The following is a 25,067-nucleotide window of genomic DNA, read 5'->3' on the forward strand; positions in this document are numbered from 1 at the left end:
TGGGTACCTCCCAATTCTCAGGTCAGAACGGCCGAGCGGCAACGATGAAATGACGAACGCCGCCCGAATGCCTATGGTCTGCCGGATATATTCCACCTCGGGCTGACTGCCATTCGGCTGACGGAGGATCGGATCTGTCAGGTTCGCGGTCACGGGGCGTCAGGTCGGCCGTCGGGCAAGGGCTTCGCCAAGCCCCTTCCGCTCCGCGCGCACCTCCGTTCCCGCCTGCTCCCGTCCGACCGCCCTGTCCCGCCGGTCGGGGCAGTACGGCTCGGCCCCGTGCGGCTCGCTCCGGACGACCCGTCCCGGTGGGCTCCTTCCGTGGGTCCTCTCCGTGGGGGTCCTCCGTGTGCTCAGGCCTGGACCGCGAGGGTCAGGGGGAGGACCGGGCCCGTACCGGCGCGGCGGAGCAGGCGGGCCGCCACGGTGACCGTCCAGCCCGAGTCGACCAGGTCGTCCACCAGCAGGACCGGACCGGGGTTGGCCGCGATCGCCTGCTGCAGTTCGTCGGGGACCACCAGGGCGCCGGCCAGCGAGTGCAGGCGCTGGGCGCTGTTGCTCCGCGGGCCGTGCGGCGGGCGGCCGTCGACGTAGGAGACGCGGCCGAGCAGCTGCAGCCGCCCCACCTCCGCGATCCGGGCGCCCAGCGAGGCCACCAGTCGGGGGCGGCGGGCCGAGTCCATCGTGACCACGCCGACCGGGCGGGCCGCCCGCCCGCCCTCGGCGTCCTCCGGGCCGGCCCAGCCGCCCGGGCCGCGCGCCCAGTCGGCCAGCACGCTGACCATCGCGTCCAGCACCTCGGGCGGGACGGGGCCGTCGGGGGCGTCGTCGGCGAGCAGGCTCCGCAGCCGGGTGCCCCAGCCGATGTCCGACAGCCGGCCGAGGGCCCGGCCGGTCTCCGCCTGCTCGCCCGCCGGGATGCGGCCCTTGAGCGGCACCCCGATCGCCTCCATGCCGGTCGGCCAGAGGCGGCGCGGCTCGAAACTGACGCCGGGTCGGCCGAGGGCGGCCCGGGCCGCGGCCATCGCCTCGTCCGACACCTCGGGGGAGCGGCGCACCCCGGTGCAGTTGTCGCACCGGCCGCACGGGGCGGCCTGCTCGTCGTCCAGCTGACGGCGCAGGTACTCCATCCGGCAGGCGCCGGTGGTGGCGTACTCCCGCATGGCCCGCTGCTCGGCGGTGCGGGACTCGGCGACCTTCGCGTAGCGGGCCGCGTCGTACGTCCACTCCTGGCCGGTGGACGTCCAACCGCCGCGCACCCGGCGGACCGCGCCGTCCACGTCGAGCACCTTGAGCATGGTCTCGAGCCGGGCCCGGCGGAGGTCGACCCGCGGCTCGAGGGCGGCGGTGGAGAGCGGACGCCCGGCCTCTGCCAGGGCGTCCAGGGTGCGCCGCACCTGCTCCTCGGCGGGGAAGCCGAGCGAGGCGAAGTAGCGCCAGATCGCCTCGTCCTCGCGGCCGGGCAGCAGCAGCACCTCGGCCCGGTCCACCCCGCGCCCGGCGCGGCCGACCTGCTGGTAGTAGGCGATCGGGGAGCCGGGCGAGCCGAGGTGCACCACGAATCCGAGGTCCGGCTTGTCGAATCCCATGCCCAGGGCGGAGGTGGCGACCAGGGCCTTGACCCTGTTCGCCAGCAGGTCGGCCTCGGCGGTGCGGCGCTCGGCGTCCTCGGTGCGGCCGGAGTAGGACGCGACCGGGTAACCGCGCTGGCGGAGGAAGGCGGTCACCTCGTCGGCGGCGGCCACCGTGAGGGTGTAGACGATGCCCGAGCCGGGGAGCTCGGCCAGGTGGTCGGCCAGCCAGGCGAGGCGGTGGGCGGGGTCGGGCAGGTCGAGCACGCCGAGGCCGAGGCTCTCGCGGTCGAGCGGGCCGCGCAGCACCAGGGCGGTGCCGTCGGAGCCCCGGGCGGCTCCGCCGACGCCGGTGCCGAGCTGCTCGGCGACGTCGGCGGTGACGCGGGCGTTGGCGGTCGCGGTGGTGGCCAGCACCGGGACGCCGGGGGAGAGCTCGGCCAGCATGGTGCGGAGGCGGCGGTAGTCGGGGCGGAAGTCGTGGCCCCAGTCGGAGATGCAGTGCGCCTCGTCGACCACCAGCAGGCCGGTCGAGGCGGCCAGCTTGGGCAGCACCTGATCGCGGAAGTCGGGGTTGTTCAACCGCTCGGGGCTGACCAGCAGGACGTCCACCTGACCGGCCGCCACCTCGGCCTGGATGTCGTCCCACTCCTCCGGATTGGCCGAGTTGATGGTGCGGGCGTGGATGCCGGCCTTGGCTGCGGAGTCGACCTGATTGCGCATCAGGGCGAGGAGCGGGGAGACGATCACCGTCGGCCCGGCGCCCCGGGCCCGGAGCAGCGCCGTGGAGATGAAGTAGACGGCCGACTTCCCCCAGCCGGTGCGCTGCACCACCAGGGCCCGGCGGTGGTCGACCACCAGGGCCTCGATCGCCAGCCACTGGTCCTCGCGCAGGACGGCGGCCGGGCCGGCCAGCTCGCGGAGCACGGCCTCGGCCCGCGCCCGGACGGCGGCGCGGTCCGTCGTCGGGGCCTCGGGGCGGTCGGTGGCGGTGGCGGGGTGCTGCGGCGGCTGGGTCATGGCTCATGGATACAGGTTCGGAGCGACAGTCCGCGAACAGCGGCGGCGAGGCCCCTCTGGTCGGTTCATCAGCACATCATCCAAGTCGGTGCTGTTTGACCACTTTTGGGTCGATATACGGCTGACCCGAACGAGTGAGCAATTGCTGGCCCCCCGGGGTTATCCACAGGAACGGCCGGTTCGCCGGGGCCTGCACCCTCGGCGCGGCACGCTTCCGGACATGAACGAGGAACACGTCATCCAGTCCTCCGCCCCGCTCTCCGGCCAGTTCCCGCTCCGGATGCGCGGCCCGGCCGACATGTCGCTAGGACCAAAGTGCACACCTTGAGATCCCCAGGCTACCCGGACGGCCGAAAGCCCCGGCCGCACGCTCCGGGGGCAGCGCGCAGACGGGGCTGGGCCACTCCGACCGCGACCCTTTCCACGGACGACCGGAGCGGGGCTCAGGGGGGATTACTCCGGCTTGGCCGGGGGCACCAGGAAGGGCTTGCCGCTCTCGGGGTCCAGCCCGATCAGGGGTCGCTGACCCTCCGGGACCGACTGGCCCGTGATGGTCTCCGCAAGGCTCCGGGCGACGTCCTCGACCGCCTTACGGGCATCCTCCTCAGCGCCCATCACGCCTCCCCGTCCCACTTGCCGGGGACCACGGTCACGGAGTGCCGGACGGTCTGCCCGTACTCGGTGTGGTCCGTCTCGGCACAGTGCTTCCCCAGGGCCTTGGTCAGGGCGTCCAGGGCCATGGGCAGGCCGCTCGTCCAGTCGCACCCGGGGCCGCCATCCTCCGCCTCCCACAGGCAGCGGGCCGTGCCGGTGGTCGGCTTGGTCTGGTCGTGCTGGACGGTGTACTCCCGGAACCGGTAACGCTCGCGGACGCTCACGCGGTCTCCTCCTCGCTCGTCTCGGGCAGGTCATCGGCGGACTGCACCACTGGCACGCACCGGGAGTGCGCGGGCATGAAGCGCTCACGGGACGGGTGACCCTCCCAGTAGCCGACCCCTTGGCGCACTCGCCTCAGCGCGTCCGACTCGGGGACCGGTTCGAGCGCGGGCCGGTGCTCGGCCTGCGATGCCTCCGGCGTCGCCGGGGAAAGGGCTGCTGAGTCGTCATGCCGCATCGGCGTCCATCTCCGGCCGGGTCGGGCACCACTCGGTGCGCTTGTGCGTCGCCCTCCACCCGTCGATCTTGCGGGCGATGGTCGGGTTCGTCGCGGCCGGATACTGCTGGGCCAGCTGGTCGAAGTACGTGCAGGACGGACAGAGCGCCTGCGCCGACCCTTGCTCGGCGCTCACTCGGCCTCCCCCATGGCGGCGGGGATCTCGAACGAGTCGGGGTCCACCCAGGAGACCGGCGGCGACCCCTTGGCCCTCCGGGCGTCCTCAGCCGCCTTGAACTCCTTGGCCATGGCCTTGAAGTCCTCCGCCGTGGCCTTCCGCGTGCTCCTGCCGTTGGCGTCGTACATGGGTTCGCTGTGCACTGCTGCGCTCAAGGGGGGTCACCTCCTGCAATCCCGACTGTCGTAGCGCACCGTACCCGTGCGCTAGCGCAGTGCAGTAGCCTTGTCGGTGCGCTAGGACACTGACGGCAAGTCAAGATCCCCAGGGGGCACCCGTGGCAGGCAGCTCGTTCCCGTTCACCCGCATCGCAGACCACTTCCGCGCAGCCATACTGTCCGGCGACATGGAGCCCGGCGAGAAGCTGCCGAGCCAGCGCGAGCTGTGCCAGCGCTTCAACGTCGCCTCGGCCACCGTCGGCAAGGCCCTCGGCCAGCTCGCCGTGGAGGGCCTGATCCGGACCACCGCCCGGGGCACCTTCGTGGCGGACGGCCCCGTGTCGGCCGCCACCGGCCGCGACCGGCTATTGCAGGTGCAGCGGCTCCGGTCCACCCACATGGCCGGGGAGAGCACCATCGTCACGGCGGCCCAGCTCAAGGTGCCCGACCACCTGTACGTGGCCGATATCTTCGACCTCGACTCTGGCGACCAGCTCGTGCACCGCGAGTTCACCACCGGCAAGGGCCGCGTCAGGCTCATGTTCGCCGCCAGCTACCACCCGGCCGAATTCGCCGCACAGGTACCGGATTTGCTGTCCACGGCCCCCGGCAAGCACGCCGGACTCCTCGGCAAGATTCTCGATGCCACCGGCCGGACCATCACCCACGCACGTGACGACATGCACGGTAGGGCGGCCAAGGCCAAGGAAGCGTCCATGCTGGGAATCCCCGTGGGTGCCCCCGTCCTGGCCGGGGTGCACCGCTGGTCGGACGCCCAGGGAGTGATCGAGTACGGGGAGTGGGTCATCCCGACCCAGCACACCATCGGCTACGAGTACGACCCCCGAAACCTCGGGACCTGACAGCCCGCCAGGGTCACTCTCTGTCTCAGCCGGCAGCCGCTCTGTGTAATCAATGGACCGAGACCACGGCCGTGAAGGAGTACCGCTCCGACCCGGCCGGGGCACCGGTCAGCCACGCCGGGCCGGACACGGAGCGGAACGCCGACACGCCCCTGTGTCCCCGGCGGGCGGCGTCGTAGAGGGCGGACTGCGCGGCGTGGGCCAGGCTGGACGCCTCGGCGTGGGAGGCGGCGAACGCGGACACGGTGAACATCGGTCGGTCCAGGCCGTGCCGCACGCTGGTGACCGGCCCGCCCACCCGACGGCACAGGACGAGGGCCTTCGCGGCGGGCCAGTCGTCCGGCATCGAGATGGCCACCCGCGTGCCGTCCGGCAGTGCCTCGCGGATCACCGACAGGGCGAGGGCGTTGGCGTCCTTCATGCCAGCCCCTTTTCGATCGCGTGGATACCGTCCTGGTACTTGCCCGTGCGGTGGTTCACCCCGCCGTAGTTCTTCACCGCCGCGTCCGGGTCGTCAATGGTCACGAAGGCGTCCAGCTTGCCGTGCGTGACCTTGATCGAGCCCAGGAAGCGGCCCGTCTTTACGTGGGGTGCGGCAGCCGCCCGGACCAGCGCGGCCCGCTTGGTGGCTTCGGCGGTCAACTCCGCCCGGACTCCCGGAAGGTGGGCGACCATGTCGTCCAGGTCCAGCCGAACGTCAGCCATCAGATACTGCCCTCTCGTCGTAGTCGCTCCAGCTCCCGGCGGAACTGGTTCAGATTGCTCCCGGACAGCTCTCGCCATGCCTTGGCGTAGACCTGCGATTGGAGGGGCGGGAGCGTGCCCCGGGTGAACACCGGCTCCACCTGGCACGCGCAGTGCGGGTGGAACGAACGGCCGACACCCGCCGTCCACTTGGTCTCGTAGACCGCGCCACGGGCGGCCAGCATCGCGCAGAACGCGCAGCAGCCGGGCCCGGCGACCCGCTGCCAGCCGACCGCTCGGGGGTCACGGCGGATGTGGTCGGCCAGCACTCCCCGGCCGCCGTCCAGCGCGTGCTTGATCGCGGTGCCGGAGTCCACCGAGTCCGCGTCCCGGCGGAACTCGTCCTCCAGGGCCTCCAGGTCGGCCAGCAGCTCCGGGGAGTCCAGGCCGGAGGCGTCGCGGGGCGGGTCGTAGGCCGGGAACGAGTCGGCGGTGTCCTCGGCCGCCCGGAACTCCCGGTAGTACCGATCCGCCAGCCGCTCGGATGCCCGGCGGGCCGTCTGCGTCTCGGCGGCGGCCCGGCGGAAGGTGTCGCCCGTGGTGCCTGAGCGGCCCGTGAACAGCCTGCGGAGCCGTCCCGCCAGGGAGCGGCCCACGGACGCCTGAGCGCGCCTGTGCGCCTCGGTCAGCGCTTCCCCGGTCCTGGTCCTAGCCAACGCCAGCACCCGCCAGCAGTTCCCCGGCCATGTCGTCCAGGCGGGAAGAGCTGGCCTGAGCCTCCCGGATCTCGTCCTCGGTGAAGTCCCCGAAGCGGCGCATCAGGGTGCCGAGCGGCACCCCGGCAGCCTTCCACCCGGACATGGCCTGAGCCTGTGCCTGCGGGTTCTTCGAGCGGGGGTCGGACCACTGCACGTCGGAAAGGCCGGCGGGCCGACCACCCGCAGCAACTTCCGCCAGCCACAGGGCTTGTGACCACGCGGTACCAAACGACTGCTGCCGGTCCTCCACCTTGCGCATGAGGCCGATCTCCAGGGCGGCCATGGCCTCGGCGGACAGGTTGCTGACCGCGTTGTCCAGGGCCGACAGCGGCACCCGGGACTTGGTGGCCAGCTTCTTGGTCGCGGCCACCTCGGCGGCGATGTACTGCTCCAGCGTCGCCGCGTCGAAGCTGCCCACGTTCAGGCTCTCGCCCTCCAGGGCCATCACCCGATCGGGGCCGGTCTTGGTGGCGTCCTCCATGCCCTCGGGCAGGGTCGGGCCGGTGATGAACTTCTGGGGGAACGCCCCGAAGCGGCCCGCCACGATCTGATCGAACTTCAACAGGTTGATCTGTCGCTGGATCGGGAACAGCGGTTCGATCTCCGAGCGTGGCGGCAGGTGCGATGCCATCGGCTGCTCGTTGACGAAGCGGACCACCGGGACGACGCCCAGCGAGTGCTTGGCCCCGCCGACCTTCCGCATGCCGTTCGCGGCGGCCCCGGCCCGGCCCCGGTAGATCGAGACGGCGGACGGGGTGAAGACGCTCCACTCCTCCTCGGTGCCCGTGCCGGTCAGGGTGCGCACCCGGCGGCAGGTCGCAGCCGCCACCGGCCACATGTCCGTCACCGGGTCGTCGTACAGCGCCACCATCTCCAGCGGCGAGTGCGGCCGGACCACCGGGCCCCGTGCGCCCGGAAGGACCGAGACGTACGACGCGCCGAAGGTCAGCGCGGACGAGTGCACCGCGTCTTGCAGGGTCTCCATCCGGGACGCCCGGAAGGCATCCCAGGCGCGCGAATCCCCGCCGTAGGAGACGACGTTCAGGTTCTCCGCGATGCTGTGGACGATGGTGTCCATGTAGTTGGTCACCGCTATACCGGCGATCTCCTTGAGGTCCGCCGAAGCGTCCTCGGGGAGAGTCGGCAACGGGTGGTTGCCGTCGTAGTAGTCGGCTATGCGGGCCAGGCGGCCCCGGCCCGCAGCGTGCTCCTGCCGGAGCTGGTCAAAGTAGTTCATCCGAGCCCTCCATAGGTTCGAGCGCGGCCCCGACGCTTCGGCCGGAGACCCTTCTCCACGGCGGCCCGGAACGCCCGGTACGCCAGCACCGACGCAACGGCGGCGTCGATCTTGTTGTCTGAGTGGCGGGACTCCTTGGTCAGCCAGTAGCCCCAGCTGGAGTCACGGCGCTTGCCGTTCTTCATGTGGAGCGCCAGCACCGGGTGCCCGTCATGGGTCACCGAGCCCGCTTCGATCTCCTCGGCCAACCCCTCGCAGCCCAGGACGTGCGCCTTGTCCAGGCGTCGCATGTCCTGGGCAATGTGGCCGTCCCGGGCCCGCAACTTGAGCCGGTCCCCGTAGTCCCGGGTCCAGGCGGTGATCATGTCGTCCCACCCGTGGCGGTCGGCGAAGAAGCCGACAACGTCGAAGCGCTCGAAGGCACTTCGGACCGTGGCGTCCACCTCGGCACGGGGCACGGACCATCGGCCGGCCGATGGCCCGTCAGGCTTGGTCCAGACCCCGAGGGTGAAGAGATGGTTCTGCACCACGTCCAGGCCAACCAGGGCCGTCGCGTCGTTGTTGTGCGAGCCGTCGAAGCCCAGGACGACCATCGCGCCGTCGCTCACGGCGGTGTCCCGGCAGACGGCCAAGTCCACGGCCTGAGCGTCCACCCACGCATCCGAGGCGGACACGATCATGTTCAGCTGGAAGCGCTGGAACAGCTCCACGTCCCCGCCCTCGAAGAGGCGGTTCGCGCGCCGCTCGATCAGGGCCGGGGTCACCCACGGACACCCCGCGAAGACCACGCGGAGAGCCCCGCGGACTGACTCCGGGTCAGACAGGTCGGTGTCCGGCGGGGCCTGCACGCCGAACAGCAGGGAGCGGGTCGCGGACCCGGAGGCTATTCGCCGGCTGATCTGGCTGAACTTCCGCTCAAGGGCGGAGTCCTGGCCGGGCTGGTAGGCGTTGGAGGTGGTGAAGATCCGGCCGCCCAGCTTGTCCGCGTCGCGCTCCAGCACGTCCCACAGAGCGTGGGACTCCGGGGTTGACCACAGGTGGGTTTCGTCGGCCAGTGTCGCCGTGCAGCGGCCCCCCTCCAGCGACTTGGCGGAGGCGGTCACGGAGACGATCCGGCCCGGACGGGACTTGTCGGCGAACGAGACCTTCGTCTTGTCCACCACGATGCGGTATCGGCGCTGAGTGCGGCGGTTGGCCAGCAACTCCCGGATGGCGTCGAAGGTGTTGGCCGCCTGAGCCTCCGAGACGGCCGCGATGCGGACGAGGGGGTCCGGCACCGGCCGGGCCAGCGGTCGGCCGTCAACGGCCCACCCGGCGAACCGCACGGGGCCCAGCATCTCGGCGCAGGCCACGGCCCCGGCCACGATGGACTTGCCCGCCCCCTTGGCCATGATCCACGTCATGTCGTCGTAGATGAACTCCCCAGCGTCATCTACGGCGTAGGCCCAATCGATCATGTGGGCCTGCTCGTCCGTGAAGCGGTACGGGCGGCCCTCCCAGGTGAGCCACTGGAAGCACCACGCCCGGACCTGTGGCCCGATCGTGAGCCGGGGAGGCTCCACGGGCAGGTTCCCGAACCTCACGGGCTCACCTCCAGTCGTCCGGCAGCGCGTGAGGCGGGTCGATCTCCTCGGGCAACGTCCGGTCGTGCTCCCGCTGGAGCTTCTGGAAGCCCCGGAGAGCGGTGTCGGCGGCGGCCTGCTCCTTGAGCAGCGGGTGACCGGTCGTGTGGCCGCCCGGCCCCCACGGGCCCATGAGCCCGTCGTCCTTGATCTGCTTGTCCAGGGCCCTGATCCGGCGTCGAATCCGGCGAATGTCAGCCTGATACGGCATGGTTTCGGGTCCTTCCAGAGAGCCCCCGGCGCATAAACATGCAGGCCAGGGAGCTGTTGATCTTGTCCCTAGGGAGAAAAATGGGGTCGCGCGCCCGGAGCCGCTATGACTTCCTTGGGGCCGTGGAGGCGCGAGAGGGTCACCGGGGGGTCAGGCTCGTGCATAGCTATCCACGAGCGCACATAGCGCCTGGTGATCACGGTCGTTGAGCTTGCTGTCTTCGATCAACTTCGCTCGAAGGTCGTTGATCAGTTCTCGATCAACGTGCTTGTCACGTCCTCGACTTGCTCCACCTTCGGCGAAGGCATGAGCCACGCGAGCCCAGCGCGTGCACGTGACTCGACAACCTCTGAAACGCCCGCCGTTCTTCATCACCGCGATTCGCCCGCAGGCCGGGCACGCCCGCTTACGCATGGCTGTACCTCACGACCCGCTGACTCAGGTGCCGGACCCTGCCGAGCGACCCGGCCACCGCGCGGGCAGCACCGTCCGGCTTCCACGTCAGGGGGCGGTCGTCAGACAGGCCGGGCGTCACCACGAAGCGGGGGGCCGCAGCGGCGTGCACGGTGGACGGCCGGTCGAGAGCGCGCGGAGGCAGCAGCAGGCGGGCCCGCTGCTCGTCCAGGGGCGCGTCATCGGCGGACCCCGTCAGCGAGCCCAGGCGGGCCCGCGTGTGGCCCGTGTGCACAGGCTGGTCGTAGTCCCACGTGTCCAGTCCGCTGAACTCGTCGTAGGTGTGGGCTGGCCAGACCACACGCACCGAGTGCGTCAGGGCCATGGACGTGGCAAGGGTGAGCATCGTGGTTCCTCAGAGGTAGGGATTCATCCGGCGCGGCCGGTGGAGCGTCCGGCGCGGGACGGCGGAGCGGGCCCGGTTCGCTTCACGGGCCGTCTTCCGGCGGTGGTGGTACTCGCACAGCGCCCGCAGGTTGGACACGTCGTCCGACCCGCCCTCGAAGGCGGGGACGATGTGGTCCACGTGGGTGGCGAGTTGAAGGCACGGGGTCTGCGTGTCGGTCCGGACGTGCTGGCAGGCCCGGCCGTCCCGCACCAGCACTCGGCGGCGCAGGGACGACCAATCGGCCGGCAAATCCCGCCCGCCCCAACTCCCCCGGCTCAACGCCGGGTTAGGCCGAAGGAGGCCACCGTCCGGCGGCCGGTCGCCCGGCGGATCGCAGCCCGCTCCGCCGCCGTCAGCCGCATGCCGACCGAGAGAGCGGGGTTCACGTTGGTGGAGTAGTCGGCGGCCTGCTCCGTGGTCAGCCCGTTGGGGTTCGCCAGCGTCCGATAGGCCACGTTGTAGACCGTCAGCGCCAGCACCGGCCGGGCGGCCTCCGCCATGTCCGGCCCGGCCTCGGCGGAGACCAGCGTCACCGCGTCCGCCAGGATCGCCGACGTGCGTTCCTCCCCGGCGGCGGCGACCAGCTCCGGCGCGCGGGTCCGGAAGTCGTCAAGGGTCAGCATTGGATATCCAATCAGTAGGGCCGACCCGGAGGACGGCCCCAACTCGACTGCGGAACGGGTTACTTGGTCGGAACCTTCACGGTCCGGAGCTGGTCGGCGTTGGTCACGAGCCAGCCCGCGCGGAAGGTGCCACGGCACCCGATCTCGTCCGTCTCGGCGTACAGCTCGGTGAGGAGCTTGACCTCAGTGGCCTTACGCACCACCACAGTTGCCGCGCCGGTGTCGGCAATCAGGGCCAGACCGGCCTTCATGTGCTCGGACTCGACCACCCGGAGGCCGTCGGCGATGGTGTCGCCCTGGAGCAGGTACTCGTTCGAGTCGGTGCCGTCGGCCAGCTTGCGCTTGATCTTCCGCAGGGCGTTCGCAGAGGTCGGGTGGACGATGAACACCGACGCGGTACCGCGCGCGAGGCGGATGGCAGCCTTGGCGTCCTTCACCGCGTCCAGGTTGTCCTTGATCTCGCCCGCCGACTCGACGCCCAGCAGGATGCCCGCGTTGGGAGAGCTGTTCTCCTTGCCCGACTCCGGCTTGGCGGCGTTCAGGAAGTCGTCGTCAGCGCCCAGGGTGATCGCGTCGGCGATCCGGCGGACACGGCGCTCCAGGACGGACGGGTTCGAGTCGTCAATGTTCTCCTGGGTCAGTCGGCCCATCTCGCCGTACTTGACCGGGGCGCACTCGACCTCGGACGCGGTGTCCTTCTTGCTCGGGATGGTCTCGCCCTCGCCAACGACGCCAGCGCGGGTGACCTTGGTGCCCACCAGCAGCTTGACGGACTGGGTACTGATGTCCTGGCGGGAGAACAGGCCGAAGAAGTCGGAGCCGCCCACGATGTGCTCGTGGAGCATGGTGGCAATGCGGGTCTCCGGCAGGACGACCGGGTTGTCCGGGCGAGCCTGGGACTTGGGGTTGATGGCCATACGTGTGCCTCCAAAGGCGTTAGCGGGACGGCCCATTGCCATCCCGGCGGGGGTGTTGGTGGGGGTCAGCGGCCCAGTGCCGCGCGGAAGGCGGCAGCGAAGCTGTCAGGGGCCTCGGGTGCCGCGTCGGCCGGGGCCGTGCCGGACACCGGCGCGGACTCCCCGGCGGACAGCGGGACGGCCGGGGGCGCGGCGTCCACCCGGGCGCGTAGTTCGGCCAACTCGGCACGAAGTGTGGTCAGTTCGTCCGGCTGGGTTTCGGCCGGCTGCTGGGCCTCGGCAGGCTGGCCGGGCGTCTCGGTGGCCGGGGTCTCGGCCGTGGGGTCAACATCGCTCATGAGGGGTCTCTCCGGCGTTTTCGTTTCGGGTTGGACAGGTGGGACCTAGAAGTCCCGAACCTCGGCCGTGGGCCCCCCCATCGGGCCGGGACGGGCTTTGTGTGCGCACGGGGGCAACCCCCCGGCGGTGCTGGTCGGCGATCAGGGCCAGGGCGTTCTCACGGCGGAGCTGGGCACCACGGAGGAGAAACCAGCGGCGGGCGGCGTAGGGGTCTTTGGTGGTCACGGAGTCTCCGGGCACGCAAAAAGGCCCGGTCCCGCCCCTGTAGTTGCCGCTACAGGGACGGGCCGGGCCACGTCGTCGGACAGTCGTCGTCCGGGTACAACACCGCAGCCCAGCGCGCGGCAACGCGCTGGGGGCGGAAGCAGAGGACCCCGCCAGCGCCCGGAGCACTGCGGGGTCATGTCGGCGGTTGCTCCCCTGTGGCCGTCGAAACGCCACCTACGCACTTGGCCCACGCGGCGTGCGCTGCCGCGTCGCACCACCCCGCCGGAGCGGCCCCGTGCGCTGGGGGAGAAAGGGGCACCAAGGTGCCTGCCGCTTACGGCGCAAGTCGCTACATGATCGACACCCGACCTCTGCTTTCAGCAGGCCGATCTGTGTCGTAGTGGATGCCCTTGGGCATCCCTCCCGGCCGTGTGCCGGAAGCAGAGGACCCCGGCGACTCAACCCGTAGGGAGTTCGAGCCGGGGGTCGGCCCGACCAGCGCCCGGAGAAGTGGGCGGGTCGGGCAGTCCAGTGCCCGTGCGCGCACGCGCGCGAGGGGCCTACTAGCCACTAAGGCGGGCGCGTGACACGCCCCCTACCCATTAACGGGGGCGCGTCCCAGGCGTGGTCGCCGTGGGCCCCGGGGCTGCCCCATGTAGGCATGTAGATGAAGTTTCGGGCTCTGGGTTAGTAGGGCTATAGAGCCTAGAGCTTCTGTATATTTATTTAGTTTTATCTACACTTCATACATAACTACACTAACCACGCCGCCGTAGCCCCCTGACCTGGCTATATAGCTCTATGTCATGATCAAACTACGGCATCCGAACTGCATTACTCGTGCACTTCGGACCGGCCCCCCGGGCCGACCCTCCGTCAGAGTTACGCTCTGTCGCAGCCGGCAGTCGTTGTGAGTAACCGTCGCCGACGGACCGCCCCCGGATCGAAGTCCCAGGGGTGGCCCGTAGAGAGCACTCCTACGGGGTTGTGCTCCATCTCGAAACGCCATGATCTCAGCGTGGATGATCTCGTGGTCCAGCTCGCCGAGCCGGAAGGACAGGCGCGACTCCACGTCCCGAGCGCCCCGGCGGCCGGGACCTACCTCGACCCGCGCACCCATCTGCCGGAGCAACACGCTGTGCCGCTCCCCGTCCTCGGTGGCGTTTCCAGTCGTCGGCGAAGGTCCGGCCGGTGTCCACCTCCACCCGCTCCGGGGCCACGACCGGCTGAGCCTGGAAGGACTCCAACCGGCGCTCCATGGCATCCAACTGCTGAGCCACGGCGTCGGCGGCCACTCCCCGGAGCTGGGCCAGCCGGGGGGCAAGGTCCCGGATCTGGGCTTCCATGTCGATGATCTCGGCCCGGTGATCCACCCCGCCGACCATGTGAACCTCGACCACCCGCGCGAACCCAACCCGGGCCAGGAACTCACGCGCGGCGAACGCCTCCACCGGGGCCGCCGTCACCGTGGCCGGAGAGGGGCAAGGCTCGCCGCTGTAGCGCCCGGACGGGCATCGGTAGGTCCGGAGCTTCCGGCCGTCCTTCCGGCCGCTCTGCGAGGCCGTCATGAACCGCTTGCAGGTCCCGCAGCAGACCACACCGACCAGAGCAGGGGAGTCCACCCGGCGGCGGGTGTCCGTGCCCTTGTTCGCCCGTAGGTCCAGCACCGCCCGCAGCGCCCGCCACTCGTCATCCGAGATGATCGGCTCCGCCGTGAACATCCTGGGGGTTCCATCGGCGGCGTACTGGACGGCGTCCTTGTGGATCACGTAGCCGCGCAGCGTCGGGCTCACCAACCGCCGGACGGCCGGAGGCGTCCACCGGACCGCCTTGCCCCGGGGCGGGACTCCGTCCTCATTCAGGCGCTCGGCCACGGTCCCCGGCAGGGTGCCCGCCGTCAGCTCCTCCACCACCCGGCGCACCACGGCGGCAGTCTTGGGGTTCTGGACCAGAACCCAGCCCTCGCCGTCCGGGTTCTTGGCGGGGGTGTAGCCGTAGTGGGGCACCCCTCCGTGCCAGCGGCCGACCCGGCGCAGCTCTGAGCGGGAGGAGAGCACGCGCTCACTGATCGACTGGGCTTCCATCTGAGCGGCGAAGGCCAGAATCATCATGATCAGCTCGGAGAGGCTGGAAGACATGTCCAGCTCCATCCGAGCCCCGCCCGGTCCCTCGGCGAAGATCAGCCGCTTGCCGTGCTGCTTGGCCCACCGGCCCAGGTCGGCCATGTCCGCCATGGACCGGACCGCGCGGTCCAGGCGCTGCCACACAATGGCGTCGTACTCGTCAGGCTGGGCCAGCCACGCCCCCAGCTCCTCCCGATCGAACGGGGCCGTCTTGGTGGCCGACACGTCGATATCGTTCGCCCACCCGATGATCGGGCCCGGGGCCGCTCGCTCGATGGCGGCTGCCTGGCGCTCGGGGGACGTGGTCTCGTCCGTTCGCCGTGACAGGCGCTTCGCGCCCAGGGTCCGAAGACTGCCCATGATCACACCTTGAGTCCGGGCGGCCGGGGCCGCCATCTGGAGGTGTGCACTCTGAGCCGTCCGGCATGGCCGAGATGCTCCCCTACCTCCTCGGCTTCTTCCCCGACGACAGCATCGTCGCGGTCGGTCTCCAGGGGCCGGCCCTCCAGCAGGGCGGCGTCATCCGGCTCGACATCCCGGCCGACCCGGCGACGTGGCCGACGGTCGCCGCCGACACCGCCCGGCTGCTGGTCGGGCTCTCCGAGCAGCGGGACAGGCGGCCCGAGCAGGTGCTCCTCTACCTCTGCCGGGACGCCGCGGACCCGCCCGGCGCCGCACCGCCGCCGGACCCCGCACCGCCGACCGCCCCGGGGCCGCTCCCGCTGGTGCTATCCCGGGGTGCACCCGGCTTCGACCGGGTCTGGCCGCCCGGAGCCGAGGGGCCGACGGAGCCGGGCCCTCCTGACGGGCCGTCGGCGGAGCCGGTGGCCGGCCCGGGGGTGGTGGCACTGCTGCGGCCGCTGGCCGAGCAGCTGGCACAGGAGTTCCGCGCCGTGGGGGTCGTGGTGAAGGAGTCCCTGTGCGTCTCGGACGGGAGGTGGTGGTCCTTCCTCTGCGGTGAGGCGGGCTGCTGCGATCCGGCCGGCGTGGTGATCCGGTCCATCCGGCTGCCCAGCCCCATCGCGGCGGCGGCCGCCTACGCGGGCGTGGCGCCGCGGGGCAGCCGCAAGGCGATCGCCGCCGGCCTCGCCCCGATCGGCCCGCCTGGCGATGACGCGCAGAGGGAGGCCCTGGAGCTGGCCGGGCCCGAGCTGATCGGCGAACTCGCGGGGCCCGGGGGCCGGTTCGCGGTCCTGGAGCGCACCGCCGGGCTGCTGGCCGAGGCACTGGCCGACTTCGGCGCCGGAGCCCGCGAGCTCGACCCGGCCAGGACGGCCCGCCTGCTGGTCGGCCTCCAGGACAAGCTGGCCCGGGACCGGGGCGCCGAGTACGCCGAGCCGGACGAGCTGGTCCCGGCCCAGCGCCTGTGGCGCTACCTCGCCCGCCGCTGCGTCCCGCCGTTCGAGCACTACGCGGCCCCGCCGCTCACCCTGCTGGCCTGGACGTCCTGGCTGGCCGGAGACACCGCCACGGCCAGGGTGGTGCTGGCCAGGGTGCTCGACCTCGACCAGGCGTACACGCTGGCCCAGTTGCTCTACGAATCGCTGAACGGCGGTCTCCATCCCGGGGAGCTGCTCGACCGGGTCCGCCGGGAGCGCCTGGCCCGGCAGCAGCTGGCCGGGCTCCAGCGCCCGGCCGGCGACGGGCTGGGGCTCTACGGGGTGCGCGGCCCGAGGGCCGGGGCAGGGCCGAGCGCGGGAGCGGGGCCGGGGGGCGCGTGCCGGAGGCGGTCCGGCGGCCTCCGCGCCGGCGGACCGCAGGGCACCGTCCCCCGGGGAGGACGCGGAGCCGTGGGCCGGCCACGGCGTGTCCGGCCCCGACGATCCGTCCGAGCCGCGCGGTGAGCGGGCCGCCCCCGGCCGACTGCGCGGGGCCGGCGGACGGGGGCGGCCGGAAGAGCGGTGGCCCCGGAGCGCCCCCGCCCCCGCCCGCGGCCGGCGGGCGGAGCCGGGGCCGGACCAGAGGCGGTCCCCGCGGCCGCGCCGGTCGGCAGGGCGGTGCGGCCACGGCACCGGAGCCGGGGGAAGAGCCGCCCGGAGCCAGCCGGACGCCCCGTCAACCGCCGCGCACCGCACGCCGCAAGGGCCGCCGGAACGGGGGGCCGGAGCCTGGGTGCGGCTCCGGTGCCACCCCTGGTGCCTGGTGACGGGGCGGCCGGCCACCACCAGCCGGAGCCGACGGCCCGCGCCCGCCGGTCGGGGCGCTCCGCATGACGGAGCATCAGCGGAGCGGCCGGGCCGGCCGGGTCCGGTCCGCTCCGGCCGGGCACGGGCACTGGCGCCACGGCCCGGCCGTACGGCGGCCCACGGCGCCGGACCACCCCTCGACGACCGGGGCCAACCCGCCCGGTGCGGCTCCGTGGCCGCCGTGCCGGGCGCCCCGGACGCCGAGCTGGGGCGCACTGCGGCGGCTAGACCTCCCCGCGCGCCATCTTGATCAGCCGGTCGAGCACCGCGCCGCCGCTCACCCGGAGGCCGTCGTGCTCCCACTCGTTGGTGACCCAGACCCGGGCCCCGGCCACCGCGTCCGCCGTGGCCAGCGAGTCGGCGGTGTCCACGTACATGTCGTCGTGGTAGACGGCCGCCAGCACCGGCACCTGATTGGCCGCCAGCCGGGACGGGTCGTAGAGGTCGGGCCAGTCCGTGCGCTCGGCGAGAAGCCGCGCGGTCTCCCGCAGCGGCCGCAGCGCCGGATCGGTCTCGAACAGCGCGGGGTAGATCATCTCCCCGGTGAAGAACACGGCCTCACCCGCACTCAGCGCAGCCTCGGCGTCGAACTCGGGGAACTCCTTGCGCACCCGCTCCGCCGCCCACTCGGTCCCACCGGCGTCCACGGAACGCTGCCCGTAGATCGACTCGTGCATGACCGCGTAGAGCGGCCCCTGCGCGAAGGAGAGGTGGGACTGCACCCCGGCCAGGAAGGTGTCCGAGAGCACCGGCCCCTCCGCACCCTCCACCCAGGCCTCTTCCAGCAGGTAGTGCAGCACGTGCGCGCCGCTGCCGCTGCCCAGCAGCATCCCGAGGCCCTGGAAGGCCTGCACGGTGAGCAGCCCACCGTCCGGCAGCTCGGCCGGCCGCTCGACCAGGTGGGCGGCGATCCGCCGCACCGCCGCCACGTCCTGCGGGTAGCGCGCGTAGTAGGCCCTGTTCTTCCGGGCGGTCCGGGGGTAGGCCGCCCGGTAGACGTCCTCGGCGGAACTGCGCAGCCCGGCCAGTCCTCCGGTCACGAAGGCCTCGCGCAGGCCCTCGGGGGCGATCGAGAGGTAGGTGAGGATGCAGAAGCCGCCGTAGCTCTGCCCCAGCAGGCTCCACCGGCCGGCTTCGCCGAGCAGCTGACGGCGGATCAGCTCCGCGTCCCGGACGATCGAGTCGGCCCGGAAGAGGGTCAGGTAGTCGGCCTGCTCGCGGGGGCCGCCGCGTCGAGCCAGGGTCTGGCGGGTGGCGGGGGTGGACCGGCCGGTGCCGCGCTGGTCGAGCAGCAGCACCCGGTAGTCGTCCAGCGCGCGGTCGACCCAGCCGTCCCGGCCGATCGGGCGGTTGGCCTTGCCGCCCGGCCCTCCCTGGAGGAAGAGCAGCCAGGGAAGCTCGTCGTGCTCGCGGCCCGAGGCGACCACCTCGCGGGCGTACACCTCGATCTGCTCTCCCTCGGGCGCCTGATGGTCGAGCGGGAGCTGGAAGACGTGGTCGGTGGTGACGGTCCCGGGCAGCCTGTTGCGGGTGGACATACAACTCCTCGGTACGTGCTGGTCACAGACGTGCGGCGGCGGGCGCCCACGGTGTTCCCGGTGCACCCGCCGTTGCCCCCGCACCGTATCCTGACGCGGGCAGGGAGTGACCGGGCGGCGGACCGGTCGGCGCGAGCCGCGCCGACACCGCGCGGGGCGCCGTCACCGTCCGCACGACCGGGGGGCGTGCGGGCAGCGGCCGACCAGGGAAGACCTGTCCACGGACCGGTACGGCGTGACCTGGGGGAGGGGCGGTGCGTTCAATCTGCTGGGCGGTGCCCGCGACCGCCGGTCCCGGCCAGCGCCGTGCGGTCGGTGTCGTGGCCGTCCGGGACGGCCGCCTCCGGAGCACGTCCTCGCCGGGTGGCAACGTCACCGGGCGTCCCGCCCCCGCGACGACGGCCGGAGCGACGACGGGCGCCGCTCCGGGTGGCCAGGCCGGCCCCGTGCCCGTCCGCACCGCCGCCGTGGCATCCGGCCGGACCTCACGGCTCGGGCGCCCGGAGCGGGGTCCGGCGCGGGGGAGCGCCGCACCCGACCGCCCCCGGCTCCGGCCGACCTGCCGACGGGCCGCCCGCCCGACGGCACGAGCAAGCAGCACCAGATCGTGATCGAGGACATATCCGGCCGACCGGCAGCACCGCCGTCGCCCGGTCGAAGAAGGAGAGCCAGGTGAACGACCCGAGGCCGCTGCGGGACGCACCGCCCACCGTCGGGTCTGCCGCACCGTCAGCTCCCGTCCCGGTACCGACTCCCGCCGGGGCCGAGGCGACGGCACCCTCGTACGCCACCGCGGCGGCCGGGCCGTCCGGTGACGGGCCGTCCGGCGACGGGCGGTCGAGTGCCGACCGGTTCGGTGCGGGTCCGACCGCTCCGTCCTTCGCTCCGCCATCAGGGGGGCACGACCTGCCTCCGCGCGCCCCCGGCGCAACTCCGCCGGCCGCTGCCGCTCCCTTCCCGGGCGCACCGAGGACCGCACCTCCCGCCGTCGCCCCGTGGGGGCCACCGACCGCCTCCGGCGCGCCCGCTGACGCCCCGTCGAGGCCCCGGCCCCACCCCGAGCACCAGACCGCCCCGATGCCCGGCACGGGGCCCGGTGCCCCCGCCTCCGGGCTCCCGCACACCCCGCCCGGCGCCCCGGGGGCCCCGGGCGCGGCCCCCGGCGGATTCCTCGGCGGCCCCGGCAACCCAGGCGGCCCTGTCGGGTCGTCACACACGCCGCCCGGCGGGACACAGGTCCCGGCGCCGGGGGCGGTCGGGGCGCCGCGCGCATCCGGCCCCTTCCGCCCGCAGCCGCCCGCCACGCACGCCACCGTCCTCTGCGTCAGTGCCCCGGCGATGGCGCTCTCCGGCCTGGACGGTCAGCTCCGCGGCCAGGCGCTGCACGGCTTCTACCGTTCGGGCGTCCGCACGCTCGCCCGGATGGAGCTGCGCCTCGGCGGGATGGAGCCGCTGCCGCTCCAGGGCACGCTGACCTCGGCCGCGGAGGCGCGCTTCGTCGGCGCCGTCCGGGTGCCCGGTGACCCGGATCCGGACCCGGCCCTGACGGTCGAACGGCTCCGCCACGCCAACGGCGTCGAGACCGTGACGGTGCGGAACACGGGCAGCAGGCCGGCCCGGATACCGCTGGAGATCACCCTCGGCACCGACCTCGGCCAGCTCGCCGAGATCTCCGCGGGCCAGCGCCTGGCGGACCTGCCGGGGCAGGTCCAGTCGGCCGGCCTGCGCTGGGCCGGTCCGCAGCACAGCGCCTCCGTGGCGGCCCGTCCCTCGCCGCACGCCGTCCTGGCCGGAGCGGGTGTGCTCCGCTGGGACTTGGAGGTGCAGCCGGGCGCCCGTTGGTCGGTCGAGCTCAGCACCACGCTGGAGACCTCCGCCCAGACCGGCCCGCGCCCGCCCACGGGCCGTGGCCCCGGGGTGCCGCTGCCCTGGTCGGAGCCCGAGGTCCGCTGCGACGACACCCGCACGGCCCCGCTGGTGGCGCGCTCCCTGGACGCCCTCGGCGGGCTGCTGATCGCCGACGCCGACCGGCCCACCGACCTGTACGCCGTCTCCGGGGCGCCCTGGCGGTTCGGGCTGACCGCCGCCGACGCGCTCTGGGCGGCCCGGCTCACCCTGCCGCTCGGCACCCGGCTCGCGGCCGGAACGCTCCGCGCGCTGGCCCGCCGTCAGGCGACCACCGGTCCGCAGGCCGGGGTGGTCCCCGGCCCGCTCCGGCACGGCGGCCCCGAGCTGCCGCCCTCCTGCACCGCGACCGAGGCCACCCTGCTCTTCGTCACCGTGCTGGCGGAGGCGTGGCGTTGGGGCCTGCCCCGCCAGGAGGTGGCCGAGCTGCTGCCCGCGGCCGAGCGGGCGCTGGCCGCGCTGCGGAGCAACGTCACCGACGCCCCCGCCACGGCAGGGCCGGACGGCGCGTCAGGCGACGGCCGGTCGGCCGGTCTCCCGTTCGGGGGAACCGCCGGCGGTGCGGGGGTCCCCGGTGGGCCGGAGACCGACGGTGCCCTGCCGGGCCCGGTCGGATTCGTGACCGACCTGGGCCGGTCGGCCGAGGAGCGCGCGGCCAGACCGGTGCCCGCCCGCTGCGAGGTGCAGGCCCAGGCCCACCGGGCGGCGCTGCACGGGGCCGAACTGCTGGAGGCCTTCGGACGTCCCGGCGCCGCCGAGTGGCGCTCCTGGGCGGCCGGGCTGCGGGAGCGTTTCCGCGAGCAGTTCTGGATCGACGACCTGTCGGGCGGCCGCCCGGCGGCGGCCCTGCTCGCCCCCGACCGGCCGCTGCCCGCCGTGGCCTCCTCCTTCGTCCACCTGCTGGACCTCGGTCTGGCCGCCGAGGGCGACCGGCACGAGGGCCTGCTCGACCGGGAGCAGACCAGGGTGCTGGCCCAGCGCCTGGTCACCCCGGAGTTCGACTGCGGCTGGGGCCTGCGGACGCTCAGTGCCAGATCGCCCCGGTTCAACCCGCTCGGGCACCGCAGCGGCGCGGTCCGGGTGCACGAGACGGCGCTCGCGGTGGTCGGCCTCACCGAGGCCGGGTTCGAGCGGGAGGCCGGGATACTGCTGGAGGGCCTGCTCGACGCCTCCGCCCAGTTCGAGGGCCGGCTGCCCGAGATGTACGCGGGGGAGCAGCGGGTCGCCGGGTGCCCGCCGGTGCCGCACCCCTCCGCCTGCCGCCCGGCGGCGCTCTCCTCCGCTGCGGCCGTGCACCTGGTCGCGGGCCTGGCCGGGGTCCGACCCGACGTCCCGTCCGGCCGGGTCACCGTCCGCCCGGCCAGCACCGCCCCGCTGGGAGAGCTGGAGCTCGGCGGCCTGCGGGTGGCCGGGGAGCCCTTCTCGGTGCGGATCAGCCGGATCGGCGTCGCGGTCGTGGAGGAGGCCTCCCCGACGCTCCAGCTCGGCACCCGCTGAGCCCGGGGCGGCGCCTCGCCGACGCCGCCCCGGACCTCGTCCAGGACCCGTCCCCCGGGGCGGCCGGGAGCGTCCTCCGGCGCCTTCCGGCCCGGGCGCTCCGTGGACGGAGCAGGATCTGATGGACGCCCGTCCGGGCCCTGTGCTTATCGTCAGAGAGACGACTATGATCGTCGCCATGTCTCGCTATGACCCGTCGGCCTTCCCCCCGTTCGCTGTCACGGTCGACCTGGTGGTGCTGACGGTCAGGGAGCACGCGCTCTGTGCCCTGCTCGTCCGCCGGGGCGAGCCACCGTTCCAGGGCTACTGGGCACTGCCCGGTGGCTTCGTCCGCCTGGACGAGGGCCTGGCCGAGGCGGCCTCCCGCGAGCTGGCCGAGGAGACCGGCCTGCGCGCCCTCTCCGCCCCCGGCCAGGGTCCCAGCACGGTCGGGGGCCCACCTGGAGCAGCTCGCGACCTACGGGCACCCGCAGCGCGACCCCCGCATGCGGGTGGTCAGCGTGGCCCACCTCGCCCTGGCCCCCGACCTGCCCACGCCCCGCCCCGGCGGCGACGCCAGCGGTGCCCGTTGGGCGCCGGTCGGCGACCTGCTCGGCCCCACCCCGGCGGAGGGGGTGCCGCTCGCCTTCGACCACGGGAAGATCCTCGCCGACGGCGTGGAGCGGGCCCCGCTCGAAGATCGAGTACTCCTCGCTGGCCACCGCCTTCTGCCCGCCGGAGTTCACCGTCGGCGAGCTCCGCCAGGTCTACGAGGCGGTCTGGGGCGTGGTCCTCGACCCCCGGAACTTCCACCGGAAGGTCACCGGCACCCCGGGCTTCCTGCTGCCCACCGGTGGCACGACGACCCGTCAGGGCGGCCGTCCCGCGCAGCTCTTCAAGGCCGGCGGTGCCACGGTCCTCAACCCGCCGATGCTCCGCCCGGAGTCCTGAGCCGCCTCCACCGCGACTCCCCAGGGGCGACTGTCCCCTGATCGAGTGAGGTGGGCGGCCACGCCGTCCGCTCCGCGTCCGTAATGCCCGATTTCACTGCCTGCTCGCCCTACTGTGCTCCAGCGGGGCGCAAGAGCTCCGCTGCCCGGTCGGCCGAGACAGGAGCAGGCAGCGATGATCCAGATCACCGGACTGACCAAGGTCCACCGCCGAGGTCGCCCCCCGGCCCTGCTCGACCTCACCTTCGACGCCCGCCCGGGGCTGGTCACCGCCCTGCTCGGCGCCGAGGGGGCCGGCAAGACCACGGCGCTCCGGCTGATGGTCGAGCTGGAGCGCGGCCTGGGCGTCACGCTCTTCAACGGCCGGACGTACCGCAGGCTCCGCCACCCCGAGCGCGAGGTCGGCGTCCTGCTGCCCGAGGGCGGGCACGGCAGTGGCCACCCGGGCATGCGGGCCCGCGCTCACCTGCGGATGCTGGCCGCCGCCGCAGGCGTGCCGGCCTCGCGGGCCGACGAACTCCTGGAGCAGACCAGGCTGGCCGGTGTCGCCGGCCACCGTCTGCGCTCCTTCTCGCCCGGCATGCACCGCCGCCTCGCCCTCGCCGCGGCCCTGCTCGGTTCGCCCGGCACCCTGCTGCTGGACGGGCCGACCGAGGGCCTCTCCCCGCGCAACATCGAGTGGTTCCACTCCTTCCTGCGCTCGTTCGGCGTCTCCGGAGGCACCGTCCTGGTCACCACCCGCACCCCTCAGGAGGCCGCCGACCTGGCCGACCGGTTTGTGTGACGCTCAGATCAGGCCGCCTGGTGGCCGACCAGTCGGTCACCGAGTTCCGCCGCCACCCGGCTGCACCCGGAGGTCTCGGTCCGCGGCCCGCAGATGGCCCGGTCTGGCCGACCTGCTGACCGAGCAGGGCCACCAGGTCCGCCGCGACGGCGGCACCGGCCTCGCCGTGAGCGGTCTGACCCGGACCGAGGTCGGCGAACTCGCCTACCGCCACGGCATCCTGCTCCACGAGCTCGCCGACCGAGTGGTCGAGCAGCCCGTCCCGCACCCCGGTGCTCCCCGCCGCCTCCGGCCGATCCGGTCACGTCCAGCCCGTCCCGGTCCCCGCTGCCGCACCCTCAGTCGACGGGCCCGGCCCCGGCACCGCCGTCCGTCACACCTCCCGGCTCCGGCCCACCCGACGGCTGAGACCGAGGCCGAGGCCCCGGTGCCCGCTGCCCTCGCAACCTTGGCCGTCGGTGGCGTCGGTGGCGTCGGTGGCGTCGGTGCCGTCGGCGCACGGTCCGCAGCACGCACCGAGCAGCCCGAGGAACAGACCGCCGTCCTGCTCGGCCGCCCCATCGCTCCCGGGGTGCACCCCGTCCCGGCACCCACCCAGGCCGAGCCGTACGCCACGGCCCCCGGCGACACCCGGCCGCCGGGCCCGGACGAGGCGGGTACGGCCCCTCGCGCCATCACCCTGAGCGGCCGTCAGCTCTTCCGCGACGAACTCCCCGGTTCCGCCCCCGGCTTCGTCACCGCCCCGCCCCCGCGGCCGCTCCCACCCCTCTCGCCACGCCCGCCGATCCCACGACCCCCGGAAGCCCGGAGACCCCGGCAACTCCACCGCCCCCCACCCGAACGCCCCCGAGCCCCGGAGCGAGTGACCGTGCGCGTACTGGCCTACGAGCTGCGCCGCCCTGCGCGGCCTCCGCTCCACCTGGCTGATCCTGGCCGCCGTCCTGCTGGTCGACGCCGCCGTGGCCGCCGTGCTGGCGCGCCAACTGCCCGCCGGGCCGCTCGGTGCGGCCGCGGCCGTCCGCTGCCTGACGGCCGTGGTCCCGCTGCTGCCGCTCCCGATCGCCGCCCTCGGCGCGGGCGCCCCTCGGCGCCCTCTCCTACGGGCACGAGGTGCGCCACCCCGGCCTGGTGGCCGGCCGGTCGCCCTCGGCCGGCGGCTCGGGCTGCTCACCGCGAAGCTGGCCGTCACCGGGGCCGGTGGCACTGCTGCTCGCCGCCGTCACCGTCGCCGTGAACGCGGCGCTGGTGCTCGCCGTCGCCCCGGGCGCACAGGCGGGCACGCTCACCGACCCGTCCGCAGCGGCCTTCGGCGACCTGCTCCGTCCGCTCGCGCTCTTCGCCGGCCTGACGGTGCTGGCCGGCTGGGCCGGCCTGCTGCTGACCTCGCTGCTCCGGAGCGGCGGCGGCGGGCCTGCTGGTGCTGTGCGCGGTGCCCGCTCTGCTCGAACCGGCGCTCGCCCTGCTGCTGCGCCGCAGCGGGCCGGGGCTGGCCGGCCCAGGCCCGCGGAGCTCCTCCCGTTCCAGTACGGCCTGGACCTGGTCCGGGGTGTCGACCCGCAGCGGTTGGGGGCGGCACCGGCCCTGGACGGTGCCTTCGTCGCGGCCGTGCTGGCGTCCGCTCGCCCTGCTCCTGGTCGCGCGGTCCTCGCCCAACTCCGCCGTCGAGCGCTCTGACTCGTCGCGCTCTGACTCGGAGTGCTCCGAGCCGGAGCGCGCCGAGTCG

Annotated in this window: 24 protein-coding genes and 1 pseudogene; 6 read left to right on the plus strand and 19 right to left on the minus strand. The window is 73.5% G+C overall.

Annotated elements, in window-relative coordinates:
• Positions 1–353: 353 nt before the first annotated feature.
• From ABD946_RS22860 to ABD946_RS22880, 5 genes are all read right to left on the minus strand, one after another.
• The gene (locus ABD946_RS22860; RefSeq protein ID WP_345286478.1) at positions 354–2,591 is read right to left on the minus strand and encodes a DEAD/DEAH box helicase; all 2,238 of its coding nucleotides are present in this window, start codon (positions 2,589–2,591) and stop codon (positions 354–356) included.
• Positions 2,592–3,044: 453 nt separating this feature from the next.
• Positions 3,045–3,206 carry a hypothetical protein gene (locus tag ABD946_RS22865; RefSeq protein ID WP_345286480.1) on the minus strand — a complete coding sequence of 54 codons (162 nt, stop codon included), beginning with the start codon at positions 3,204–3,206 and terminating at the stop codon, positions 3,045–3,047.
• Positions 3,206–3,469 carry a DUF7848 domain-containing protein gene (locus tag ABD946_RS22870; protein WP_345286482.1) on the minus strand — a complete coding sequence of 88 codons (264 nt, stop codon included), beginning with the start codon at positions 3,467–3,469 and terminating at the stop codon, positions 3,206–3,208. Before ABD946_RS22870 ends, ABD946_RS22865 begins: the two co-directional genes overlap by 1 nt.
• 225 nt (positions 3,470–3,694) lie before the next feature.
• The gene (locus ABD946_RS22875; RefSeq protein WP_345286484.1) at positions 3,695–3,880 is read right to left on the minus strand and encodes a hypothetical protein; all 186 of its coding nucleotides are present in this window, start codon (positions 3,878–3,880) and stop codon (positions 3,695–3,697) included.
• Complete coding sequence (locus ABD946_RS22880; protein ID WP_345286486.1) at positions 3,877–4,077, minus strand: hypothetical protein; 201 nt, start codon at positions 4,075–4,077, stop codon at positions 3,877–3,879. The genes ABD946_RS22875 and ABD946_RS22880 overlap by 4 nt, the downstream gene beginning before the upstream one ends.
• Positions 4,078–4,199: 122 nt before the next feature.
• Between ABD946_RS22880 and ABD946_RS22885 the strand changes: the two genes are divergently transcribed.
• Positions 4,200–4,943, plus strand: a complete 744-nt coding sequence (locus tag ABD946_RS22885; RefSeq protein WP_345286488.1) for a GntR family transcriptional regulator — start codon at positions 4,200–4,202, stop codon at positions 4,941–4,943.
• A 49-nt stretch (positions 4,944–4,992) separates the two neighbouring features.
• Here ABD946_RS22885 and ABD946_RS22890 read toward each other — a convergent pair whose 3' ends face one another.
• The 12 genes from ABD946_RS22890 to ABD946_RS22945 all read right to left on the minus strand — a co-directional run bounded on the left by ABD946_RS22890 (position 4,993) and on the right by ABD946_RS22945 (position 14,901).
• Positions 4,993–5,364: a hypothetical protein gene (locus ABD946_RS22890; protein ID WP_345286490.1), complete on the minus strand. Its 372-nt coding sequence runs from the start codon at positions 5,362–5,364 to the stop codon at positions 4,993–4,995.
• Complete coding sequence (locus tag ABD946_RS22895; protein WP_345286492.1) at positions 5,361–5,648, minus strand: DUF5403 family protein; 288 nt, start codon at positions 5,646–5,648, stop codon at positions 5,361–5,363. The genes ABD946_RS22890 and ABD946_RS22895 overlap by 4 nt, the downstream gene beginning before the upstream one ends.
• Positions 5,648–6,352, minus strand: coding sequence for a VG15 protein (locus ABD946_RS22900; RefSeq protein ID WP_446685253.1), 705 nt, complete (start codon positions 6,350–6,352; stop codon positions 5,648–5,650). Before ABD946_RS22900 ends, ABD946_RS22895 begins: the two co-directional genes overlap by 1 nt.
• Positions 6,336–7,622, minus strand: coding sequence for a phage portal protein (locus tag ABD946_RS22905; protein ID WP_345286496.1), 1,287 nt, complete (start codon positions 7,620–7,622; stop codon positions 6,336–6,338). Before ABD946_RS22905 ends, ABD946_RS22900 begins: the two co-directional genes overlap by 17 nt.
• Positions 7,619–9,205, minus strand: a complete 1,587-nt coding sequence (locus ABD946_RS22910; protein WP_345286498.1) for a hypothetical protein — start codon at positions 9,203–9,205, stop codon at positions 7,619–7,621. The genes ABD946_RS22905 and ABD946_RS22910 overlap by 4 nt, the downstream gene beginning before the upstream one ends.
• A gap of 4 nt (positions 9,206–9,209) precedes the next feature.
• Positions 9,210–9,455, minus strand: a complete 246-nt coding sequence (locus ABD946_RS22915; RefSeq protein WP_345286500.1) for a hypothetical protein — start codon at positions 9,453–9,455, stop codon at positions 9,210–9,212.
• A gap of 406 nt (positions 9,456–9,861) precedes the next feature.
• Positions 9,862–10,254, minus strand: a complete 393-nt coding sequence (locus tag ABD946_RS22920) for a hypothetical protein (protein ID WP_345286502.1) — start codon at positions 10,252–10,254, stop codon at positions 9,862–9,864.
• Positions 10,255–10,263: 9 nt separating this feature from the next.
• On the minus strand, positions 10,264–10,512 hold the full coding sequence (locus ABD946_RS22925) for an HNH endonuclease (RefSeq protein ID WP_345286504.1): 249 nt from the start codon (positions 10,510–10,512) through the stop codon (positions 10,264–10,266).
• Between the two features lie 59 nt (positions 10,513–10,571).
• Positions 10,572–10,919: a hypothetical protein gene (locus tag ABD946_RS22930; protein ID WP_345286506.1), complete on the minus strand. Its 348-nt coding sequence runs from the start codon at positions 10,917–10,919 to the stop codon at positions 10,572–10,574.
• Between the two features lie 59 nt (positions 10,920–10,978).
• Positions 10,979–11,836, minus strand: coding sequence for a phage major capsid protein (locus tag ABD946_RS22935; protein ID WP_345286508.1), 858 nt, complete (start codon positions 11,834–11,836; stop codon positions 10,979–10,981).
• A gap of 65 nt (positions 11,837–11,901) precedes the next feature.
• A complete protein-coding gene (locus ABD946_RS22940) occupies positions 11,902–12,174 on the minus strand; it encodes a hypothetical protein (RefSeq protein WP_345286510.1) in 273 nt (90 codons plus the stop codon).
• A gap of 1,221 nt (positions 12,175–13,395) precedes the next feature.
• On the minus strand, positions 13,396–14,901 hold the full coding sequence (locus ABD946_RS22945) for a recombinase family protein (protein ID WP_345286512.1): 1,506 nt from the start codon (positions 14,899–14,901) through the stop codon (positions 13,396–13,398).
• Positions 14,902–14,930: 29 nt separating this feature from the next.
• On the opposite strand from ABD946_RS22945, the gene ABD946_RS22950 reads away from it, so the two are divergent.
• Complete coding sequence (locus tag ABD946_RS22950) at positions 14,931–16,349, plus strand: DUF4192 domain-containing protein (RefSeq protein ID WP_345286513.1); 1,419 nt, start codon at positions 14,931–14,933, stop codon at positions 16,347–16,349.
• A gap of 566 nt (positions 16,350–16,915) precedes the next feature.
• On the opposite strand, the gene ABD946_RS22955 is transcribed toward ABD946_RS22950, so the two are convergent.
• Positions 16,916–18,229 (minus strand): alpha/beta fold hydrolase, encoded by a 1,314-nt coding sequence (locus ABD946_RS22955; protein WP_345286515.1) that lies wholly within the window; start codon positions 18,227–18,229, stop codon positions 16,916–16,918.
• A 1,338-nt stretch (positions 18,230–19,567) separates the two neighbouring features.
• Between ABD946_RS22955 and ABD946_RS22960 the strand changes: the two genes are divergently transcribed.
• The 3 genes and pseudogenes from ABD946_RS22960 to ABD946_RS22970 all read left to right on the plus strand — a co-directional run bounded on the left by ABD946_RS22960 (position 19,568) and on the right by ABD946_RS22970 (position 23,344).
• Positions 19,568–21,631 carry a glycogen debranching N-terminal domain-containing protein gene (locus ABD946_RS22960; protein WP_345286517.1) on the plus strand — a complete coding sequence of 688 codons (2,064 nt, stop codon included), beginning with the start codon at positions 19,568–19,570 and terminating at the stop codon, positions 21,629–21,631.
• A gap of 102 nt (positions 21,632–21,733) precedes the next feature.
• Positions 21,734–22,561: pseudogene (locus ABD946_RS22965) on the plus strand (NUDIX hydrolase).
• Between the two features lie 174 nt (positions 22,562–22,735).
• Complete coding sequence (locus tag ABD946_RS22970; protein WP_345286519.1) at positions 22,736–23,344, plus strand: ATP-binding cassette domain-containing protein; 609 nt, start codon at positions 22,736–22,738, stop codon at positions 23,342–23,344.
• A 373-nt stretch (positions 23,345–23,717) separates the two neighbouring features.
• Here ABD946_RS22970 and ABD946_RS22975 read toward each other — a convergent pair whose 3' ends face one another.
• Positions 23,718–23,921 (minus strand): hypothetical protein, encoded by a 204-nt coding sequence (locus tag ABD946_RS22975; RefSeq protein ID WP_345286521.1) that lies wholly within the window; start codon positions 23,919–23,921, stop codon positions 23,718–23,720.
• Between the two features lie 620 nt (positions 23,922–24,541).
• Between ABD946_RS22975 and ABD946_RS22980 the strand changes: the two genes are divergently transcribed.
• Positions 24,542–25,018, plus strand: a complete 477-nt coding sequence (locus ABD946_RS22980; protein ID WP_345286523.1) for a hypothetical protein — start codon at positions 24,542–24,544, stop codon at positions 25,016–25,018.
• The last annotated feature ends 49 nt before the right edge of the window (positions 25,019–25,067 follow it).

The organism is Kitasatospora albolonga (assembly GCF_039535905.1).
In the GTDB taxonomy this organism is placed as follows: Bacteria; Actinomycetota; Actinomycetes; order Streptomycetales; family Streptomycetaceae; genus Kitasatospora; species Kitasatospora albolonga.

What these genes read in the sequence shown, in the direction of transcription:
- ABD946_RS22890 (WP_345286490.1), bottom strand. Translation starts at nt 5,364, where the DNA reads ATGAAGGACGCCAACGCCCTCGCCCTGTCGGTGATCCGCGAGGCACTG.
- ABD946_RS22960 (WP_345286517.1), top strand. Translation starts at nt 19,568, where the DNA reads ATGGCGCTCTCCGGCCTGGACGGTCAGCTCCGCGGCCAGGCGCTGCAC.
- ABD946_RS22955 (WP_345286515.1), bottom strand. Translation starts at nt 18,229, where the DNA reads ATGTCCACCCGCAACAGGCTGCCCGGGACCGTCACCACCGACCACGTC.
- ABD946_RS22865 (WP_345286480.1), bottom strand. Translation starts at nt 3,206, where the DNA reads ATGGGCGCTGAGGAGGATGCCCGTAAGGCGGTCGAGGACGTCGCCCGG.
- ABD946_RS22905 (WP_345286496.1), bottom strand. Translation starts at nt 7,622, where the DNA reads ATGAACTACTTTGACCAGCTCCGGCAGGAGCACGCTGCGGGCCGGGGC.
- ABD946_RS22895 (WP_345286492.1), bottom strand. Translation starts at nt 5,648, where the DNA reads ATGGCTGACGTTCGGCTGGACCTGGACGACATGGTCGCCCACCTTCCG.
- ABD946_RS22860 (WP_345286478.1), bottom strand. Translation starts at nt 2,591, where the DNA reads ATGACCCAGCCGCCGCAGCACCCCGCCACCGCCACCGACCGCCCCGAG.
- ABD946_RS22920 (WP_345286502.1), bottom strand. Translation starts at nt 10,254, where the DNA reads ATGCTCACCCTTGCCACGTCCATGGCCCTGACGCACTCGGTGCGTGTG.
- ABD946_RS22915 (WP_345286500.1), bottom strand. Translation starts at nt 9,455, where the DNA reads ATGCCGTATCAGGCTGACATTCGCCGGATTCGACGCCGGATCAGGGCC.
- ABD946_RS22930 (WP_345286506.1), bottom strand. Translation starts at nt 10,919, where the DNA reads ATGCTGACCCTTGACGACTTCCGGACCCGCGCGCCGGAGCTGGTCGCC.
- ABD946_RS22970 (WP_345286519.1), top strand. Translation starts at nt 22,736, where the DNA reads ATGATCCAGATCACCGGACTGACCAAGGTCCACCGCCGAGGTCGCCCC.
- ABD946_RS22945 (WP_345286512.1), bottom strand. Translation starts at nt 14,901, where the DNA reads ATGGCGGCCCCGGCCGCCCGGACTCAAGGTGTGATCATGGGCAGTCTT.
- ABD946_RS22940 (WP_345286510.1), bottom strand. Translation starts at nt 12,174, where the DNA reads ATGAGCGATGTTGACCCCACGGCCGAGACCCCGGCCACCGAGACGCCC.
- ABD946_RS22950 (WP_345286513.1), top strand. Translation starts at nt 14,931, where the DNA reads ATGGCCGAGATGCTCCCCTACCTCCTCGGCTTCTTCCCCGACGACAGC.
- ABD946_RS22935 (WP_345286508.1), bottom strand. Translation starts at nt 11,836, where the DNA reads ATGGCCATCAACCCCAAGTCCCAGGCTCGCCCGGACAACCCGGTCGTC.